This window comes from Pseudoalteromonas sp. SIMBA_162 (assembly GCF_046535955.1).
GTDB classification, from domain to species: domain Bacteria; phylum Pseudomonadota; class Gammaproteobacteria; order Enterobacterales; family Alteromonadaceae; genus Pseudoalteromonas; species Pseudoalteromonas marina.
Window position 1 is genome coordinate 177,230 of record NZ_JAWJBQ010000003.1, and the last position, 19,970, is coordinate 197,199.

Below are 19,970 nucleotides of genomic sequence, written 5' to 3' on the forward strand. Positions count from 1 at the left end.
GTTGTTATGGCGCTAAGCTTTAAGCTTTGCGTGACCTTTGTCAAATATTAGGAATAATTATGAGTTCAACAACGCAAGTAGCAACCTTTGGTGGTGGCTGTTTTTGGTGTATTGACGCAGCATTTAGGCGTGTAAATGGCGTGTCTGATGTAAGCTCGGGTTATACCGGTGGCAATACTGACAATCCAACATACAAATCAGTATGCAGTGGTACAACGGGCCATGCCGAAGTAGTAAAAGTTGAATTTGATAGCACTATTGTAAGCTTTGAAACATTGCTCGCTATGTTTTTTACACTGCACGATGCTACGCAATTAAATCGCCAAGGTAACGATATTGGCACACAATACCGAAGTGTTGTTTATTACCATAATGACGAACAACTTGCGCTTACTAACACTATGATTGAACAGCTACAAACCCATGTTAGTGAGCCTATTGTTACCGAAGTCAGCCCGGTGACAACTTACTACCCTGCTGAGCACTATCATCAAGATTACTACAACGAAAACCCACAACAGGGTTATTGCAGTATGTTAATCGCACCAAAATTACATAAGTTTGAAACCGTATTTAAAGAGTTTTTAGCTGAGTAAAAACACAAAAAAGCCCGGTAAAACCGGGCTTTTTATTTAGATTATTTAAAACTGGTAATCTATGCCAGCAAAAAAGCGGCGCTCTGGCGTGTTGTAGTAATACACCTGCCCTGTTGTAAAGTCAGCGTTAGAATCAACTGCGTTGTATTCCTTATCGAATACGTTTTCTATACGAAGCGACACCGTAATTTCATCATTTACTTGGTAATTGCCTGCTAAATTCCAAAGCGTATACGAGCCCAATTGCGAAACCGCTCCTGCTCGCTCACCGCGATATTGCATTGCAAGGCTTGTATCAAATGCACCAAACTGTTTTGCAAGCTCCCAATTAAAGGTTCGTTTGGCAACGTTTCTAAGCGCTTCGCCTGTTTCTTTATCTTCGGCACTTAGGTAAGCAAAATTCACATTACTATCAAAACCCAAAATTTGATTGGCTAAACTAAATTCAACACCTTCATATTGGGCCTCATTAATATTGGTGAGTGCAAAATTAGCGTCATAATCAATTTTATCTTCAATTTCATTTCTAAAAATAGCGACATCGACACGTACAGTATCAAAGTCGACGTTTAAGCCAAGCTCACGATTCACTGACATTTCAGGTTGAAGATTAGCATTGCCGTAAAGTGGAAAATATAAATCATTAAAGGTAGGTGCTTTAAAGCCCGTGCTTTGGCTTATTCTAAATGTAGCGTTTTCGGATAAGTGATAGCCAGCTGCCGCTGTGTACGTTGTTTCATGACCAAATTGCTCATCGTCATCTTGACGAACGGTTAAATTAGCAAGCAACTCGTCCGCATCGTAATATGCGCCAACAAATACCGCTAATACATCACGTTCCTCTACTTCAAACATGGTTGAGCTTTGTGATACGTCATCATTGTACCAATTAATACCACCACTAATGTTTAACGTGTCGTTTAAGCGGTATTGACCGTTATAGTCAATTTGTGATCGCTTAGTAACAAAGGTACTTGTTGTTGGCCCTTGAGAAAAATCAACATAACGGTTGTCTGAATCATCCGTTGCAAATGCTATATCAAGGCTGTGAGTTTGATTTTTATAGTCTTTATTCCAACCAGCCGAAAGCTGGTAATTTTTAAAACCCCCTCGCTCAATCGTACTATCGGCAGGACTAAAGCGGCTGTCGTAATCAGCAAAGCCTTCGCTGTATTGCCCTAGTAACTTAAAGTTACCGAAATGTGTGTCGGTATAGTTTACTTTAAAGCCAAGGTTTTTGTTTTCAAAACCGTCTTCATCGGGAGCAACACCTTGGAGTACATCAAAGTTGTCTGTTTTTTCAAATCCTGCATTAAAAGCCGTTGTTACATCGCCTGCTTTTACAGAGCCAGCAATCTGGTAGTCTTGGTACGCGTCAGATCCAAACGTAGCGCTAACCGAAAGGTTATCTGACTCCCGAGTAATAATATTAATAACACCTGCTAACGCATCAGAGCCATAAATAGCAGCACGTGAACCTTTAATTATTTCTATGCGTTCAATACTGTTTAATGGCACATTACTTAATGCTTTTTGACCAAGCGTTGCCGAACCAGTGCGTACACCGTCTATTAAAATGAGCGTATCACCTGACCCTGTACCTCGCAATGAAACACCGGCATTTTGGCCAAAACCGCCGTTAGGGTTAACCTGAAACCCAACTTGAGTGGTTAGTAGCGTTGGTAAGTCGCGAACATTACTGGTTTCAATGTCATTACGAGTTATAACATTTACACTCGCTAATACATTAGTAATTGATTGTTCAAACTTATTAGCGGTTACCGTAATGGTTTCGATTGATTGCTCTGCAGCAGATACAGATAGTGACAGCGCAGCAGTAATTGCAACGCCAAGAGTTGTTTTTTTTAACATGAAGTTCCCCTTCTTTGCCCACCGCAAAGAACTAAGTAAGATTACATCAAGGCCGGTCTCCGGACTCAGTAAATACATAGCTTTATGTATTACTTTACCGTTGCGGGGGCAGTGTTGGGATTGTAGTCATCATGAAAACGCACCAACTTCCCGATTATCTTATTAAAAAAATCAAACCATTGAAAAGATTAATAAGCACCTTGAAAATAGGCCGCTATTGTGAGGAGTTTAATAAAAAATGTCAACGGACGTCTATACAGCTAAAAAGCGAATCAATTAAAAACAAAAACTATGTAGCGTTTATAAAAAAAGCCAAATAACCTGCGCGGCTATTTGGCTTTTTATTTATAAAGCGCCCAAAAAGGCTTTTATAATTAATCGCGGAAGTTTTTAAACTGAAATGGCTGACCTAAATCGGCAGTACGCACCACTTGCATAGCAGCTTGTAAGTCATCACGCTTTTTACCCGTTACGCGTACTTCCTCGCCTTGAATAGCCGCTTGCACTTTTACTTTAGAATCTTTAATGGCTTTTACTACTTTTTTAGCCACATCTTTTTCAATACCTTGCTTTAGCGCAACGTTACGAAATACATTTTTACCTGCACGGCTAATATCTTGCAACTCTAAGCTCGCTACATCCATACCACGCTTAGAAACTTTACCCGCTAAAATATCAAACAATTGCATAACCTGTGAATCAGCTTCAGCTTTAAGTTTAATTGTTTTGTCGTTTAGCTCAATAGATGCATCAACACCTCTAAAGTCAAAGCGAGTCTCAAGTTCACGGTTTGCGTTATCAACCGCATTTTGTGCTTCGTTCATTTCTACTTCAGATACAATATCAAATGAAGGCATTGGTTTTCTCCTAACTATTCAATCTTAATTTTTATGACGCAATTATAACGCTAAAACTATAAATCTTTACATTTTTCTGCATCTTGTTCAGGTGCGATACTCATTTAGTTTGATATACTCAAGTTTCTTTTTTAAGCGACTCTAGGATTTTACGTGACAAGGCGTGTTTACCAAGCTGTTTTTTTGCTCAGCATCGTGGCGTTTACTTTTTTATTTGCCAAAGAAATAAAAGGCGCAGCTAACCTATTTCCACACATTGATAAAGTAGCCCATTTTGGGATTTTTTTTGTGCTTGCCATTATTATGGATAAAGCGTTTAAGCTTCCCTTATACGCACAAATTTTGTTATTGGCCGGTTACGGCGCATCAATTGAAATAATGCAAGACGCACTCCCCTACAGGCAGGCCTCTATTGGCGATTTTATAGCTGATTTTGCTGGTGCTGCTAGTTACTTTTTACTAAGAGTTATTTTTACACCTCGAAAAAAGAATCCCTATGACTAATATTTTAATTGTAGGCGATGGCGCTATTGGCTTGTTACTAAGCCACTTTTTAAGTCACAAAAATAATGTTCATGTTTTAACACGCAAACCAACCTGCAATACGCGTTTTTATAGCCGTAAAAATGCCCCGTCACATAACATTAATGCACGCTTTATTAATTTAAGCGATCTGGCGCAACAACCTAATTATGATGTTGTTATTTTTACAGTTAAAGCTTTTCAGGTCCAAGATGCGTTTTCACAAATAAAACCTTATCTTGCTGCAAATTCAATATTAGTCGTTTCTCATAATGGAATGGGAAATATTGAAGAGCTTATTCCTCAGCTGAACACTCAGCAAGCACTATACTTTTTAACCACCAGCATGGCCGGATTTAAGTCTACCCAGTACATAGTGCAACATACCGGTGAAGGGCAAAGCGTGATTGGTGGCTGTAATAAACTTGCAGCTAAAAATCCACAATTTATATCACCACTACTTCAAGCAATTCCTAATTTAAAAATGGTCAATAACATTGAGCAACTTCGCTTTGAAAAGCTGTTGGTTAATGTGGCTATTAACCCACTAACTGCACTTCACAATATAAAAAACGGCCAATTGCGTGCCCCTGCATTTAGCGCAACGATAATGAGTTTACTCTATGAGGGCTGCAGGGTTGCTAACGCAAAAGGGTTGAATATTGCTTTAGCTGATGCGTTAAATAACGCTTACACCGTAATGTCGCTTACCGCTGAAAATTATTCTTCAATGCAGCAAGATATTGCTAATAACAGGCCAACAGAAATAATGGCTATTTGTGGGTATATTAGCGAGCAAGGCAAACGTTACAACATCAAAACCCCAACTAATAATGAGTTACTTGCTAAAATTCAGGCAAAAAAAAGCGTGGTTTAAACCACGCTTTATAAACTATTAACGTATTTACTTACCCTTTAAGGACGATACACTTTTACCGTTGTAAAGCCTTGCTCGTGTAAAATAAGCGCTTGCAACTGGCTCATTACACCTCTATCGCAATACAGGTAATAATCTTTATCTTTTGGTAGGTCGCCAAATTTAGTAGCTAAGCGGAAAAACGGTAAGTGGATTACTTCAATACCTTCAATTTCAAGCGGCGCGGCGTCCTCTTCTTCTGGTGAACGAATATCAACAACCACAGAGCCAGGCGGTAAATCGGCAACCGACTCAGCCTCTTTAAGCTCTTGCTTAGCTTCTACGTCGATATCACGAACATCCATAACACGCGCGTTATCTATAACGGTATCAAGTACATCAAAGTCGAACTTTTCTTCTTCGCCTTTAATCACGTCTATTTTTGCTTTTACCGTTGGCTTTTTAGATATAACACCACAGTATTCTGGCATAGTTTCGGCCATTTCAGCGGTACCGATTTGGCGCGCAATGTTTATAATCTCTTGCTTATCATGCTGAATTAGCGGGCGTAAAATAAGGGTTTCGGTTACGCGGTCAATCACACTTAAATTAGCCAACGTTTGGCTAGATACCTGCCCTATACTCTCACCCGTTACAAGCGCTTGAATATTTAGCTTTTCGGCCACTGCGCTACCGGCACGCATCATCATACGCTTGAGTACAACGCCCATTTGGCTGTTCTCAACGTTTTCTAAAATTTCGGCAACAACAGGTTCAAAGTCGACCGTAATAAATTTTACTTTATGAGTAGAGCTGTATTTTTTCCATAAAAAGTAACTCGCTTGTTTAACGCCAATTTCGTGGGCAGCACCACCTAAATTAAAGAACAAAAAGTGCGTACGCGCGCCTTTTCGTATCATTTGGTAGCTAGCAACACCTGAGTCAAACCCACCCGACATTAACGACAGCACATCTTCTTGAGTTGGCAAAGGGAAGCCCGCCATACCCAAATGTGTTTGCGTTACAATGTAGGCTTTGTCATCTTTTACTTCTAGACGAATAGTCACCTCTGGGCGGCTAAGTTTTACGCGGGCACCTTCAACGTGTTGGTTTAAACCACCACCAACGTAACGCTCTAAATCAGTTGAAGTAAAGTCGTGTTGGCCTATACGTTTTGCACGTACACAAAATGTTTTACCCGCAATTGTGTGGCCAATTAACTCAAAGGTTTTTTGATAAATTTCGTCCAACGTACTAAATTCGACTTCGGTCACTTCAATAAATTGCACTATACCTGGAATGCGTTGCAAACCATCAATAAAGTCTAACCGAGTTTGCGAGTCAGTTAATTTAGTGACAACTGAAATGTTATCCCAGTTGTTTCTTACTTGTACTTTTTCGTCAATACGACGCAATACAATTTTAATGTTATTTTCTAACACTTTAGTAAAGCGTTTACGAACCGAGCGGCTTTTGATAGCTATTTCGGGGTGTAGTTTGACGATAAATTTAAGCATAGTTCACTCTTAGACTGCGGGAATTCGCGCTCCCAGGCATTTGGCGCGCGATTATAGCAAAAATTTTAACGTCTAGGAAACAGCCAATAAATGAAGCGTTATGCTACTGCCGGTGCTTGCTGTGCAAGTGCCGTGTACTTTTCGCGAAGTTGGTTCATCTGTACGCTGCTTTTTTCTGTACTGTAAGCCCTAAATAAAGCCAATACTTTTAAAATACCATAATAAATATCTTGCTCAGCCAACGAGCCACTGGGTCTTCGTGCTTTTATGTAAGGGGTCCAAAAGCTAACAGTGAGTTTAAGTGTGTGGGCTAATTCGGTCACGTCTTGTTCGTCAATGGCGATCATGCCTTTATCGCGCAATCCCAAAATAACGTTACGAACTTGCTCTAATAACTCAAGCTGAAAATCAATATACGCTTGTTTTAAGTCGGTATCTCTAGAGAGGATATCGCCAAGGTTGTCGTAAAAAAAGTGAAAACGCCACATAAGTTCAAATAGCGAGTCGAGATAAGCAGTTAAATGACTAAATGCATCGTCGTCTTTATCAATAGGCTTAAAATGTGTACTTAAGTGATCACGGTAAAGCGCAAAAATATGGCGAATAATATCTTCTTTATTTTTAAAGTGATAATAAAGATTACCCGGACTCATCCCTAAGCTCGATGCAATATGGTTCGTTGTGATTGCACGCTCACCATTTTCATTAAACAACGAAATACTGGTGTGTATTATTTTTTCCTTGGTATTCATATGCTAATACTCAAATAGTCTATTGGCTACATTACACTCAAATTTGGATAGGCAGTATAAACAAAATTAACAATTAAAACACGCCCTAAACAACGCTTAAAATTACCGCTAATGGCAGCACTAGCAACTGGGCTGATTTGTTCTGTAAACACTGTTAAACTGCTACAAAATTATAATTTGTGAACCTTATGAACGTTACTGCAATTTACCCCGGCACTTTTGATCCACTTACTAATGGGCATACAGACCTAATACAGCGTGCTGCCAAAATGTTTGATACTGTTTTGGTTGCTGTTGCTAATAACCCAAGTAAACAGCCATGTTTTAACCTTGAAGAACGTGTTGCGCTAGCAAACACAATATTAAGCCACCTAGATAACGTAAAAGTTATTGGTTTTTCTGGATTACTGGCCGATTTAGCACGCGATCACAACGCACACGTACTTATTCGCGGTATAAGGGCGGTGTCTGACTTTGATTATGAATTTCAATTAGCCAACATGAATCGCCGCCTAAACCCCGATCTTGAAAGTGTATTTTTAACACCGGCTGAAAAAAATTCTTTTATTTCATCTACTTTAGTTAAAGAAGTGGCGCGTCATCAGGGTGATGTAAGCGAATTTGTAGACCCTATTATTGTAAAAGCACTCAAAGAAAAAGTAGGCTGCAATACTAATTAAGCCTAGTGAGTGCTTTACCAAAGCAAAAAATATAGGGGTATTAAGCCTCTAATAATACATTAAGCACGTGTGGTTAGTTTTTTAGTTAACCACACCAGTTTTAACAAATCTTTATTAGTAACAAGTACGACAGCCATTGTTATATCAACAAGCGGCATCACTAACCCGTAAACTCCCCATAACCACCAATAACCGAAATATGGGTTTACTATAAAATCAACATGCATTGCCAGAAAAAGCGTGGCGTTAATAGACAACCCCCCTACCAAGTAGTAAAAGCTGACAGGGATCACTTTTCCTAGGCTGTAACGCCAAATAATAAAAGTCGCAATCGTAACCGCATCAAAAATAAATAACTGTAAATGCCTAAGTGGTGTATACATATCTATGTATAAACACAAAGTATACGAAACCATCATAATGAATGAGAGTTGAGTTCGGCTATTATCGGTTTTATTAATAGCCGCAGACAAGTTATATAAAAAGGTGAAAACAAATAGCCACGTTATAAAAATACCAAAAGGTTCAGCTATTGAAACCATCATCCAAAAGTAATCTTCCAAAAAACTACCCATTAAACAGAAACCTGTTTTTTACGATTGAGTACACTGTTTTTTAATTTAACCAAGCCTAAAATATCTTTATTGATAATAAGTACTAAAGCCATTGTTATATCAACAAGCGGCATCACCAACCCGTAAACTCCCCATAACCACCAATACCCATCATATAGCTTTACAATTGATTCAATATATACCGCCATAAAAAGTGTCGCATTTATAGTGAGGCCTACTATTAAGTAATAAAAACTAATTGGTATGATTTTACCAAAGCACAGTCGCCAAATAAAAATAACGATAATGGTTGCGACATCAAAGGCAAATAACTGTAAATGAACTGATGGCGTATATACATCTATGTACAAACTCAACGAATACGAAATCATCATAATGAATGACAGTTGAGTGCGGCTATTGTCTGATTTATTAATGGCCGCAGACAAATTATATAAAAATGTGAAAACAAATAGCCATGTAATGAGTATGCCAAAGGGCTCAGCAATTTCAGCGAGGTTAAAAAAGTTGTTCTCCAAAAAACTACCCATTACCTAGCCACCGGTACTTTTCGATTCAACACAACATTTTTCAATTTAACCAAGCCTAAAATATCTTTATTGATAATAAGTACTAAAGCCATTATGAAATCAACAATAAGTGTTGAGATACCGTAAACCATCCACAACCACCAATACCCGAAATTTGGATTTATAATACTATCAATATGCATGGCCATAAAAAGCGATGCATTAATACACAGCCCTACGATTAAATAATAAAAGCTAACAGGGATAAATTTACCTAAGCACAGCCGCCAAATAAAAATAACAGCAATGGTGACGACATCAAAGGCAAATAATTGAAGATAAGGCGCTGGAGTATAAGCGTCTATGTATAAACTCAACGTATAAGAAACCATCATAATGAATGACAGTTGAGTGCGGCTATTATCAGGTTTATTAATCGCTGCAGAAAGGTTATATAAAAAAGTAAAAACAAATAACCACGTAATAATTATACCTATGAGCTCGCTTATTGCAGCGAGACTCCACATAAAATCCACCAAACTACACTTTCCTTATTTCACCGGCTTTATTTTTACGATTTATTACTGTATTTTTGAACTTAACTAACCCTAAAATATCTTTATTGACAATAAGTACTACAGCCATGGTTAAATCAACAAGTGGTACCACTAATCCGTATACCCCCCATAACCACCAATATCCATCATAAGGCTGTATTATTGTATCAATATGCATAGCCATAAAAAATATTGCATTAGTAGTGAGCCCTACGATTAAATAATAAAAGCCAATTGAAATTATTTTACCAAAGTACTTCCGCCAAATAAAAATAACTATAATGGTAGCGACATCAAAGGCAAATAGTTGCAAGTAAACTGATGGCGTATATGCATATATATACAGTGTCAACGTATAGGAAATCATCATAATGAATGACAATTGAGTTCGGCTATTATCAGGTTTATTAATAGCCGCAGATAAATTATATAGAAAAGTAAAAACAAATAGCCACGTAATAAAAATACCGAGTAGATCACCAATTTCAGCTAGGCTTAAAAAAATACTTTCCAAAAAACTGCCCATTATCTAGCTGCCGGTGTTTTACGATTCAAGACAACACTTTTCAATTTAACCAACCCTAAAATATCTTTATTGGCAATAAGTACTAAAGCCATTATGGAATCAACAATAGGTGCTGAAAAGCTATAAAGCATCCATAACCACCAAAATTCATGTGTTGGATTTACTATAGTATCGATATGCATGGCCATAAAAAGCGATGCGTTAATACAGAGCCCTACTATTAAATAATAAAAACCAATAGGGATCACTTTACCTAAGCACAGCCGCCAAATAAAAATAACGGCAATAGTGACCACATCAAAGGCAAATAATTTTAGGAACAGGAATGATGTATACATGTCAATGAACAAACTCAACGTATAAGAAACCATCATAATTAATGACAGTTGAGTACGGCTATTGTCTGATTTATTAATGGCCGTAGACAGATTATATAAAAATGCAAAAACAAATAAACATGTGATAGGTATACCTAAAAGATTGCTAATTGCAGCGAGGCTCCAAAAGAAGTCCTCCAAAAAACTACCCATTACCTAGCCACCGGTGTTTTACGATTCAACACAAAATTTTTCAATTTAACCAACCCTAAAATATCTTTATTAACAATAAGTACTACTGCCATTGTGAAATCAACAATAAGTGTTGAAAAGCCATAAAGCATCCACAACCACCAAAATTCGTAATTTGAGCTTACTGTTCGATCAATATGCATGGCCATAAAAAGCGCTGCATTAATACACAGCCCTGCTATTAAATAATAAAAGCCTACAGGGATGACTTTACCTAAGCACAGCCGCCAAATAAAAATAACGGCAATAGTGACTACATCAAAGGCAAATAATTGTAGGTACCGTAATGGTGTGTATATGTTTATGTACAAACTCAACGTATAAGAAACCATCATAATGAATGACAGCTGAGTGCGGCTATTGTCAGGTTTATTAATAGCAGCAGACAAGTTATATAAAAATGTAAAAACAAATAACCATGTAATAAGTATGCCTAAGAGCTCGCTAATTTCAGCAAGACTCCAAAATAAGTCTTCCAAAAAACTATCCATTACCTAGCCACCGGTGCTTTTAAATTCAACACAACATATTTCAATTTAACCAAACGCAAGAAATCTTTTTTAATGAAAAAAACAGCAACCATGGCAAAGTCGTTAAAGTTGACTAGCCAAGAATACACTATTGTAAAAAGCCAAGGTTCGTAGTTATTATAAATTACGGTATCTAAGTGCATTCCTAAAAATAGGATAGCATTCACTGAGAGCCCCGTTAATAAATAGGCGGGTATAAGCCTCTCTTTAATAAATAAATTAAGTACCACTAGGGCAAAAATAGTAGCTATATCAAAATAAAAAAAATCGAGGTACTGAATTGTTTGAATATTTATAAAAAGGCTTGATAGATATGAAACCGTCATCACTAGAGATAACCAAACACGCTTTTTGTCAGGTGTATTAATGCTAGAAACTAATGAGTACAAAAAGGCCATTAAAAAACCCCACTGTACCAATGCTCCAATATAAAAACTTACATCAGGACTTAACATCAGGTCATCTAACATAATAATCGCTAATGTAATAAGAGCAGGTCATTCTGGTCGGTAAGTGCACGTTTAATTTGATAGGTTTGCATATGTTTGAAACCAATCTGAATAAAAAAGTCATTAAAAATACCCATTATAAAAATGCACTAATGTACATAGATAATTGGGGCTAGTTTTAAAGCGTTTCATGATTTAGTTGTTTACCAAGTTTTAGGAGTATGCTTTTATTTTACAGTCTAAAGCTGAGTGACATGTGGCTTAATACTTTATAATAGCTGGTAGTCGTACCGTAGTCACTTTGAGTAAAGTTACCGCACTTTAATTTATGCTTTGACGTTTTTCATCGCAAAAATAAAATAATTTTAAGCTAGGGCATTTTTGAATTAGCGCTTGGATTTAGTAAAGTGCAGGTTGCATTTTTAAGCTTATGCAGCCCTAAAATATCTCTATCAACTATCAAAGCTACAATCATTGTAATATCAACTAGGTTTACAGTGTATAAGAATGCCTCCCACAACCACCAATGTTGTTTGTTTTCATAAATGTATATATCGATATGCATTAACGCAAAGAAGACGGTATTGATACTGAGACCTATTATTAAATATAAAAATGATTGGGTAGTTTTTTTTACTATTTTATATAAGCACAGAAGAGCGGTAATTGTAGCTATATCATATAAGGCGAAATTTAAGTAGAGTGAATTTTTTAGGGAAAGCCAAGTAAAAAAGTAATCTGATAAGGTGTATGAACACATCATAACAAAAGAACTTAGTAAGAGGGTTGTTCCTCTTTTCACATCCAGTGAATAAACAAATGCATTAAAAAAAAAAGCCATTAAAAATCCCCACATAAAAAAAGCAGAGAGTGAAAACAGCCCAAATAAATTTTGTAAGAACATCTAACGCCTTAAATTATCACTTTGGTTTTTTAGGAACTAATTCTGGTAACAAAATGGCAGAACGGCTTAAATCAGCACTCGCTGCACTCAAACCTTCTTGCGAGAAACTCACTGTATCAGATTGTAGGGTTTTAGTGCTAGTAGTTTGTTGAGCCAAAGGCTGTAATTGTTGTGTTTTGTTGTATGCTTGCATTTGCACTTGGCTATTAGCTGAAATTTGCATGTAATTGATCCTTATAAAAGTTTAAATTTAATTGGCGTAAAACTAAATCACACCATTGTGTAGGTATATGCACTACTCATGGCGGTAGTTGCTATTTATAACCTCATAGCTATTTGCAAGCTATGTACCAACTTTTGTTTAAATTTTATTTTTAAGTAAATTACTAGGAATTGACACAATCAAAACACCTCCGACCAGACAAACTCAGGCATAAAAAAACGCACAGGGGTAACCGTACGTTTTTTGTATCCAGGGAGTTTAAGCCACGAATTTACACGGGATCGCCGCTTTGTTACTTGGCTTTAAAATGTATTCCATTGCTACTTCGTCGCAGTTTTCTTTACGAAGGCACAATTCACAATCTTTCATCACTTTTTCAGGCAGGCTGTCTTTACTGCAAAAAGCAAAATCTTGTTTTTCAAAAAAGTCTGGCACGCGAGTAAGCACAATTACGCGATTAAGTGCCAATTTTTTGGCTTTTATTAGCAAATGGTCAACTAATTGCCGCCCTTGCCCAGTCACCGCACTTTGCGGATCAATACCCAAAGAGCGTATCTCTGCAAGGCCGGTATCGTATATATACAGCGATGCACAGCCCGACACCTTGCCGTCTATTTCGGTTACAGCAAATTCATTAATTGAATGCACCATGTCACTTTTAGCACGCGGCAAATTTTCGCCGACGGTTGCCCAATGTTGAATAAGTTTTGCAATTGATTCAACGTCGTCTAGGTTGGCATCACGAACCGTTATCTGCTGTTTTTTTTTGGCTGCTTTAATTGCGCTAGTGACTTGCTCAATAGAGGTACCGCCAATTGCTTGACGCGCTTTAATACAGGCGTCTATTTCAAGTACCGGATAAACATCGTCTTCAAACACATCATTTACTGATTTATATTGTTCAAGTGAGAGCTCCTCAAGGGTTTTATCTTCACTTATTGCAAGCTGCACCAGCACACCTACAATATGATGCCCCTCTCTAAAAGGTACCCCCTTAGCAACTAAGTAATCAGCCAGCTCGGTTGCATTTGCATGGCCACCTTTTGCCGCTGCCAATGTACGCTCACCTTTTACTTTTACGCCTTTAATACACGCTTGTGCCATATGAATACACGCAAGCCATGTTGGCATCGCATCAAAAATGCCTTCTTTGTCTTCTTGCATATCTTTATTGTAAGCAAGAGGGAGTGCTTTAAGGGTCATCATCATGGCGCTAAAAGCACCAAATACACGGCCTGTTTTACCACGAATAAGCTCAAGTGCATCTGGGTTCTTTTTTTGCGGCATTAAAGACGAGCCAGACGTAACATTGTCGGCAAGCTCAATAAAGCCCGCTTCACCTGAGTTATAAAAAATTAAATCTTCAGACATACGCGATAAATGAATCATTGAAATTGAAGCACAACTTAATAACTCAACAACAAAATCACGGTCTGAAACGCCATCAAGGCTATTTTTAGTTGCACCTGTAAAGCCTAAGCCTTGTGCAAGTGTTTGGCGGTCAATTGGGTAAGCAGTGCCAGCCAACGCGCCACTGCCTAGCGGACAATAGTTCATACGGGCTTTAGCGTCTTGCAAACGGCTTTCGTCGCGTTCTAGCATTTCAACATATGCCATGCACCAGTGGCTAAATAATACGGGTTGTGCACGTTGTAAATGGGTATAACCTGGTAAAATAGTCCCCAGTTCACGTTCGGCTAACGCAACAAATTCAGCTTTTAATTGGGCAATGGCTTTTAAAATATGATCGGCAGTATCACGGCACCATAATCTAAAGTCGGTGGCTACTTGGTCATTACGACTTCGGCCTGTGTGTAACTTTTTAGCTAGATCACCCACTTTCTCAATTAGAGCCGCTTCAACGTGCGAATGAATATCTTCAGCACCTGAGGTAGCTACAGCGGTTGGATCTGCTTTTACCTCTTCGAGTAACTCGTATAATGCCGATACTAATTCTTTGTGCTCATCGTTTGATAACACGTTAACTTGTTCAAGTGCGCCAGCCCATGCCACAGAGCCAATAATATCTTGCTCTGCTAATTGGTAGTCAAATGGAAGAGAGTCGTTAAATTGCTTAAACGCCTCGTCTGGACCCGTAGAAAAACGTCCGCCCCATAATGCCATGAAATATCTCCAAACCCTGTAATGCCCCTTTTACAAGGGGCGTAAAATTTACTTTTTAGACAACGCCGAAATTCTGCTTGAAAGCGAGAACAAACGAATAAAGCCTTCAGCATGTGATTGGTCATACACATCATCTTCGCCAAAGGTTGCAAAGTCTTCGCTGTATAGGCTGTTAGGTGATTTTTTCTGAACCGCAGTCACTTGGCCTTTATAAAGCTTAAGTACCACTTCACCCGTTGCTAATGTGGACAGTGCCTCAGCGCCCGCTAAAATAGAGTCTTTAAGTGGCGTAAACCAACGTCCGTCGTACACTAAGTGCGAAAATTCGCCGCCTAATACTTCTTTCCACTTACGGCTTGATTTATCAAGTACCAGTTCGTCTATTGCTTGAAGCGCCGCCATTATCACGGTACCACCTGGGGTTTCGTAACAACCGCGAGATTTCATACCGACTAAACGGTTTTCTACTATATCAACACGGCCAACACCATGCGGTGATGCAATGTCGTTTAATTTAACTAAACAATCATAAGGTTTAAGCTCTTCACCATTTACGGCAACCACTTCACCTTCAACTACTTTTAATGTTACAAGTTCGGCTTTATCTGGGGCTTGCTCTGGAGAGTTAGTCCAGGTCCAAACTTGATCGCTAGGCTCACACCATGGATCTTCAAGCTCGCCGCCTTCGTGCGAAATATGCCATGCGTTTGCATCACGGCTGTAAATTTTTGTTGCTGAAGCAGAGCACGGAATATCACGCTCGGCTAAGTAATCTAGTAGTGATTCACGGCTTGATAAGTCCCACTCACGCCATGGCGCAATAACTTTTAAATCGGGTGCAAGCGCTGCAAAACACGATTCAAAACGTACTTGGTCGTTACCTTTACCCGTACAACCATGTGAAAGTGCATCAGCCCCTACTTTGCGTGCAATTTCTACTTGCGCCTTAGCAATAATTGGGCGCGCCATAGAGGTACCAAGTAAATACGTACCTTCGTAAATAGAACCCGTTTTAAGCGTTGGGTAAATGTAGTCACTTACCATTTCATCTTTTAAGTCAACTACGTAACATTCAGATGCGCCTGATGCGATGGCTTTTTCTTCAACGCCTTCAAGCTCTTCTGCGCCTTGGCCTACATCGGCAACAAACGCGATTACTTCACAGCCGTAGTTCTCTTTTAACCATGGCACGATAGCCGATGTATCTAGACCACCTGAATAGGCTAAAACGACTTTTTTAATTGAACTCATAGGTGTTCCTTAACAAAATTTGGATTTAGTAATGTAACTAGCAGAGCATTTTGCGCATGCATGCGATTTTCTGCTTGTTGAATAATTTTTGATGCTGGGCCGTCCATTACCTCAGAGGTAATTTCAAACTCACGGTGTGCCGGTTGGCAATGTAATACCGTAGTCGCCCCTGTTTGATCTAGCAATGCTTGGTTTAGCTGATAAGGCATATATTTTTCTTTTACTTGCTCAAGCGGGGTATCGTCCCCCATTGAAACCCATGTATCGGCGTAAACAACGTTTGCACCAACCGCCGCTTCTACACGGTCACTCACCATTACTGATGCGCCATTCATAGCTGCTATTTGCTCAGCCTTTTTAAGAATTTGCGAATCAGGCGAACACCCTTTTGGTGTAACAGCAACAAAATCAGTACCGAGTGTTGCCGCTAATAGCATTAATGAATGGGTAACGTTATTACCTTCACCCAAATAAGCGACTTTAAGCTCGCTTACATCGCCATGTACTTCTTGAAGCGTTAAAAAGTCTGCCAATGCTTGGCATGGGTGATATAAATCACACAAACTATTAACTACAGGTACACTCGAGTACTCACCTAAGGTGGTTAACGTACTGTGCTGGTTTACACGCGCTACAATACCATCAGCCCATGTAGAAATATTAAGCGCGAAGTCTTTTACTGATTCACGTGCGCCCATAGCGCCATTTTGCTGGTCTAAATATACAGCGTGACCACCTAAACGGTTAATGCCAATATCAAACGATAAACGCGTACGTAAGCTCTGTTTTTCAAATAGTGTAACCACTGATTTGCCCGCTAATACTTGGCTGTATTTCTCGGGATTTGCTTTTAAATCACGCGCTAGCTTTAATAATTTAAGTGCGCCTTGTTGGTCTAACTCTAGACCGGTTAAAAAATTCTCTAACATGGTAACCCTATGGTGTAATCTTCGTTCCGACATGCTCGCCGTTTAGCAAAGCAGTTAAATTTTCTGGCTTTTGCCAGCTGGAAATATACACACCGCGTCGTAAGTGTAGGGCAGCGTGAAGACTGGTCTTAACTTTGACCTCCATCCCGCCCACAATTACTCCCTCTGCAATTAAAGTCTCAATGTGTTTTGTGTCAAGGTTATGTAACGGCTGCTTATTAGCGTCAAGCACGGCCTCTACGTCAGTCATAAAAATAAGTTCTGCATTTAAATTATTTGCGATAGCTGCTGCTGCCTCGTCAGCATTAACGTTGTACCAAAGTCCTTGTTCATCAAAACCTATAGAGCTAACAATAGGTAGGCGCCCAATTTTTATTAAATCGTTAATAATAGAGTCGTTGTTGCTTTCGCACTTACCTACTAAACACAATGCTTTGAGCTTTTGCGATGCGGTTACGCCTGCTTCGTAAAGGCTTAAACCCACAGGTTTGTGGCCAGCAGCAATAGCTTGAGCCATTAGCTGCTTGTTTGCACAGCCTGCAAGTGCACCAACTATGTGGGGCATTTGTTCTGCCGGGCTAATACGTAAACCTTGATGCTTAGCACTAACAAAACCGGCTTCTTTTAACCATGTATCGACTAATGCCCCGCCACCATGCACAATTACAAAGTTATGACTTGGCTGATTAGACAACACATCAAATAACGCATGAGCAGCATTTTCAGTATTGAGTACAGCGCCGCCAAGCTTTATAACCCACGTTTTTTTAGCCATTAAAACGCTCCTTTTAAGCCTGTGGTGTGGTCTAAATTCATTGATAAATTTATACACTGCAGGGCTTGCCCTGCAGCACCTTTTAATAAATTATCAATGGCTGCCATAACAATGAGTTGAGAGCCTTGCTGCTGCCAACCAATATCAACATAAGGCTGCTTTGCAACTCCCTTAATTGACGGGATCTTACTACCTAATAAGCGGATTAAAGGCTCGTTTTCAAGCACGCTGAAGGCCTTAGCCACTTGCTCACTTGTAACATTAGGTTTTAGTTGCACGTAAATGGTTTCTAAAATACCGCGAGCAAAGTTACCTAAATGAGGTGTAAATAAAACCTGATGACCAAGGTGTTGCTCTATTTCTGGTCCGTGGCGATGATTAAATAAACCATATGGCGCTAGCGATACTTCACAAAAATGAGTACCGACACTGGCTTTTCGCCCTGCGCCAGTTACACCCGACACTGCATTAATAATAATTCTGTCGTCGCTTAACAAACCTGCTTGCTGAAGTGGCTTTAGCGCATTCAGCGCCGCAGTAGGGTAACAACCCGCAACAGCCACTAAATTTGCATTTGCAATTTCGTTGCTATTCCATTCAGCTAAACCGTATGCCGATTCATTTAATAGCTCAGGGTGCTTATGTTCAAAGCCGTAATAAGTAACGTAATCATCATTGCTTGCAAGGCGGTAACCACCAGACAAGTCAAATACCTTTTTACCCATTGCTAAAAATTGCGGGGCTAAATCTACACTTACTTTATGATCGGTACACAAGCATATGTAATCTGCATTCGCGTTAATGTCGTTGAACGCTGAGTCAGTAAGAGGAAGTAAAGGAATATCAAGTAAGCCTAAGTGTTCTGGGTATAAATCACTCAGTAATTTATTTTTGTCTAGGCTACCTTCAGATACATAACAACCTGATAAAGTTAAACTTGGGTGTTTAGCAATAAGGCTTGCTAGTTCTGCGCCGCTGTAACCACTTGCGCCAATAATCGTTACATTCATTATTTGCTCACTATCTTAAAATCTATTACTACTTATTTATGTGTTCGCTTACACTAGCTTAGATGCTAAGTAAGTCTTTTTTGTTAATGAATTTTGATTATCGTCGCATTATCTTCATTGTGTTACTTAATATATTTATGCTTAAAAAGTGAATTGATATTCATAATAAATACTTTTATATTGTTATGCAATTAAATTGAATAGTTATTTTGGAATTTTTTATGTCTTTGCCTTCGTTTATTTCTATGTACCAGCAATTAATTGCAGCCCCGTCTATCAGTGCAATTGAAGACAGCGAATGCATGAGTAATAAAAACGTTATCGAGTTACTTGCCCACTGGTGTGAAACGCTCGGTTTTACCTGTGAAATAATAGAACTTGAAGGTAAAAAAGGGCGTTATAACTTATTAGCAAAACGTGGCATTGGCGATGGCGGTTTAATGCTTGCTGGGCATACCGACACAGTGCCGTTTGATGATAGCCGCTGGAATCATGATCCGTTTAAATTAACAGAACTCGACAACAAACTGTATGGGCTAGGCAGTATTGATATGAAAGGATTTTTTGCTTTCGTATTACAAGCTATAAGCGAACTAGATGAAAGACTACAAACACAGCCTATTTTAATACTTGCTACCGCCGATGAAGAAACAACAATGGCAGGCGCACAGCAAATTTGCAAACATCCTAACTTAAAGCCAGCACGCTGTATTATTGGTGAACCCACTGATATGACTCCGGTATTTACACACAAGGGCCATATGAGTACAGCTATAAGAGTCGTAGGACGCTCAGGGCATAGCTCAGATCCCGAACGTGGTCTAAACGCCATTGAAGTTATGCATAAAGTGACTTCAAAATTACTGATCTTAAAAGAGCAATTAAAGAATAAGTATTCACTAAGCCACTTTGAAATACCTTATCCTACTTTAAATTTAGGTAATATTCATGGTGGTGACAACGCAAATAGAATATGTGGTTGTTGTGAAATGCATATCGATATGCGCCCATTGCCAGGGCTTAGCGTGCAAGAGCTACAAGCACTGCTGCTAGATGCAACAAAAGAGATTAACGAACAATACCCTAACTCAGTGAGTGTAATTGACCTGCACGACCCAATACCGGCATTTACAGGCCATACCGACAGTGCGCTAGTTCAACTTGCAGAAAAAATAGCAGGCCAAAAAGCCATTGCTGTTAATTACTGTACAGAAGCACCTTTTATTCAGCAACTGGGTTGTGAAACCATAGTTATGGGGCCGGGTTCAATTAACCAAGCGCATCAACCTGACGAATTTTTAGCTATGGAAAAAATAAAGCCTTCACAGCACATCATTAGCAATATTATAAAAGCCTGTTGCTTTTAACTAAGCAATAAAAAAGACGC

23 protein-coding genes and 1 riboswitch are annotated in these 19,970 nt (G+C 38.9%); of the genes, 5 read left to right on the forward strand and 18 right to left on the reverse strand.

Features of this window, described 5'->3' with window-relative positions:
- Nucleotides 1-59 precede the first annotated feature (59 nt).
- A complete protein-coding gene (msrA, locus tag R0J88_RS03595) occupies nt 60-596 on the forward strand; it encodes a peptide-methionine (S)-S-oxide reductase MsrA (protein WP_010556971.1) in 537 nt (178 codons plus the stop codon).
- A gap of 45 nt (nt 597-641) precedes the next feature.
- Here the strand turns inward: msrA and R0J88_RS03600 are convergent, their stop codons facing one another.
- Together R0J88_RS03600 and R0J88_RS03605 are read right to left on the reverse strand one after the other, a co-directional pair.
- Nucleotides 642-2,468, reverse strand: a complete 1,827-nt coding sequence (locus R0J88_RS03600) for a TonB-dependent receptor domain-containing protein (RefSeq protein ID WP_410899100.1) — start codon at nt 2,466-2,468, stop codon at nt 642-644.
- A gap of 32 nt (nt 2,469-2,500) precedes the next feature.
- Nucleotides 2,501-2,664: riboswitch (cobalamin riboswitch) on the reverse strand.
- Between the two features lie 178 nt (nt 2,665-2,842).
- Nucleotides 2,843-3,325: a YajQ family cyclic di-GMP-binding protein gene (locus tag R0J88_RS03605; protein ID WP_006791536.1), complete on the reverse strand. Its 483-nt coding sequence runs from the start codon at nt 3,323-3,325 to the stop codon at nt 2,843-2,845.
- A gap of 153 nt (nt 3,326-3,478) precedes the next feature.
- Between R0J88_RS03605 and R0J88_RS03610 the strand changes: the two genes are divergently transcribed.
- On the forward strand, nt 3,479-3,829 hold the full coding sequence (locus R0J88_RS03610; protein ID WP_006791537.1) for a VanZ family protein: 351 nt from the start codon (nt 3,479-3,481) through the stop codon (nt 3,827-3,829).
- Nucleotides 3,822-4,724 (forward strand): ketopantoate reductase family protein, encoded by a 903-nt coding sequence (locus tag R0J88_RS03615; RefSeq protein ID WP_410899101.1) that lies wholly within the window; start codon nt 3,822-3,824, stop codon nt 4,722-4,724. The genes R0J88_RS03610 and R0J88_RS03615 overlap by 8 nt, the downstream gene beginning before the upstream one ends.
- 38 nt (nt 4,725-4,762) lie before the next feature.
- Here R0J88_RS03615 and thiI read toward each other — a convergent pair whose 3' ends face one another.
- Nucleotides 4,763-6,220 (reverse strand): tRNA uracil 4-sulfurtransferase ThiI, encoded by a 1,458-nt coding sequence (thiI, locus tag R0J88_RS03620; RefSeq protein WP_410899102.1) that lies wholly within the window; start codon nt 6,218-6,220, stop codon nt 4,763-4,765.
- Nucleotides 6,221-6,318: 98 nt separating this feature from the next.
- Nucleotides 6,319-6,972 (reverse strand): TetR/AcrR family transcriptional regulator, encoded by a 654-nt coding sequence (locus R0J88_RS03625; RefSeq protein ID WP_006791540.1) that lies wholly within the window; start codon nt 6,970-6,972, stop codon nt 6,319-6,321.
- A gap of 188 nt (nt 6,973-7,160) precedes the next feature.
- On the opposite strand from R0J88_RS03625, the gene coaD reads away from it, so the two are divergent.
- Nucleotides 7,161-7,652, forward strand: coding sequence for a pantetheine-phosphate adenylyltransferase (gene coaD, locus R0J88_RS03630; RefSeq protein ID WP_138740230.1), 492 nt, complete (start codon nt 7,161-7,163; stop codon nt 7,650-7,652).
- A 59-nt stretch (nt 7,653-7,711) separates the two neighbouring features.
- Here the strand turns inward: coaD and R0J88_RS03635 are convergent, their stop codons facing one another.
- The 14 genes from R0J88_RS03635 to argC form a co-directional block, all read right to left on the reverse strand.
- Nucleotides 7,712-8,227 (reverse strand): hypothetical protein, encoded by a 516-nt coding sequence (locus tag R0J88_RS03635; protein WP_410899103.1) that lies wholly within the window; start codon nt 8,225-8,227, stop codon nt 7,712-7,714.
- Entirely contained in the window at nt 8,227-8,757 is a 531-nt protein-coding gene (locus R0J88_RS03640; protein ID WP_410899104.1) for a hypothetical protein, read from the reverse strand. Before R0J88_RS03640 ends, R0J88_RS03635 begins: the two co-directional genes overlap by 1 nt.
- Nucleotides 8,757-9,263 carry a hypothetical protein gene (locus R0J88_RS03645; protein ID WP_305401168.1) on the reverse strand — a complete coding sequence of 169 codons (507 nt, stop codon included), beginning with the start codon at nt 9,261-9,263 and terminating at the stop codon, nt 8,757-8,759. Before R0J88_RS03645 ends, R0J88_RS03640 begins: the two co-directional genes overlap by 1 nt.
- A 13-nt stretch (nt 9,264-9,276) precedes the next feature.
- Nucleotides 9,277-9,819 (reverse strand): hypothetical protein, encoded by a 543-nt coding sequence (locus R0J88_RS03650; protein ID WP_410899105.1) that lies wholly within the window; start codon nt 9,817-9,819, stop codon nt 9,277-9,279.
- Complete coding sequence (locus R0J88_RS03655; protein WP_410899106.1) at nt 9,819-10,349, reverse strand: hypothetical protein; 531 nt, start codon at nt 10,347-10,349, stop codon at nt 9,819-9,821. The genes R0J88_RS03650 and R0J88_RS03655 overlap by 1 nt, the downstream gene beginning before the upstream one ends.
- Nucleotides 10,349-10,879 (reverse strand): hypothetical protein, encoded by a 531-nt coding sequence (locus R0J88_RS03660; protein WP_410899107.1) that lies wholly within the window; start codon nt 10,877-10,879, stop codon nt 10,349-10,351. Before R0J88_RS03660 ends, R0J88_RS03655 begins: the two co-directional genes overlap by 1 nt.
- The gene (locus tag R0J88_RS03665) at nt 10,879-11,388 is read right to left on the reverse strand and encodes a hypothetical protein (protein ID WP_410899108.1); all 510 of its coding nucleotides are present in this window, start codon (nt 11,386-11,388) and stop codon (nt 10,879-10,881) included. The genes R0J88_RS03660 and R0J88_RS03665 overlap by 1 nt, the downstream gene beginning before the upstream one ends.
- A gap of 349 nt (nt 11,389-11,737) precedes the next feature.
- On the reverse strand, nt 11,738-12,271 hold the full coding sequence (locus tag R0J88_RS03670; RefSeq protein WP_410899109.1) for a hypothetical protein: 534 nt from the start codon (nt 12,269-12,271) through the stop codon (nt 11,738-11,740).
- 16 nt (nt 12,272-12,287) lie between these two features.
- On the reverse strand, nt 12,288-12,494 hold the full coding sequence (locus R0J88_RS03675; RefSeq protein ID WP_010556958.1) for a hypothetical protein: 207 nt from the start codon (nt 12,492-12,494) through the stop codon (nt 12,288-12,290).
- A 258-nt stretch (nt 12,495-12,752) separates the two neighbouring features.
- Nucleotides 12,753-14,618 carry an argininosuccinate lyase gene (argH, locus tag R0J88_RS03680; RefSeq protein ID WP_410899110.1) on the reverse strand — a complete coding sequence of 622 codons (1,866 nt, stop codon included), beginning with the start codon at nt 14,616-14,618 and terminating at the stop codon, nt 12,753-12,755.
- A 48-nt stretch (nt 14,619-14,666) separates the two neighbouring features.
- On the reverse strand, nt 14,667-15,869 hold the full coding sequence (locus R0J88_RS03685) for an argininosuccinate synthase (protein WP_286890498.1): 1,203 nt from the start codon (nt 15,867-15,869) through the stop codon (nt 14,667-14,669).
- Nucleotides 15,866-16,798, reverse strand: a complete 933-nt coding sequence (locus R0J88_RS03690; protein ID WP_410899111.1) for an ornithine carbamoyltransferase — start codon at nt 16,796-16,798, stop codon at nt 15,866-15,868. Before R0J88_RS03690 ends, R0J88_RS03685 begins: the two co-directional genes overlap by 4 nt.
- A gap of 7 nt (nt 16,799-16,805) precedes the next feature.
- Entirely contained in the window at nt 16,806-17,573 is a 768-nt protein-coding gene (gene argB / locus R0J88_RS03695) for an acetylglutamate kinase (RefSeq protein ID WP_410899112.1), read from the reverse strand.
- Nucleotides 17,573-18,583: an N-acetyl-gamma-glutamyl-phosphate reductase gene (argC, locus tag R0J88_RS03700; protein ID WP_410899113.1), complete on the reverse strand. Its 1,011-nt coding sequence runs from the start codon at nt 18,581-18,583 to the stop codon at nt 17,573-17,575. The genes argB and argC overlap by 1 nt, the downstream gene beginning before the upstream one ends.
- 221 nt (nt 18,584-18,804) lie before the next feature.
- Here argC and argE point away from each other — a divergent pair, with 221 nt between their 5' ends.
- Entirely contained in the window at nt 18,805-19,950 is a 1,146-nt protein-coding gene (gene argE, locus R0J88_RS03705; protein ID WP_410899114.1) for an acetylornithine deacetylase, read from the forward strand.
- Nucleotides 19,951-19,970: the final 20 nt, after the last annotated feature.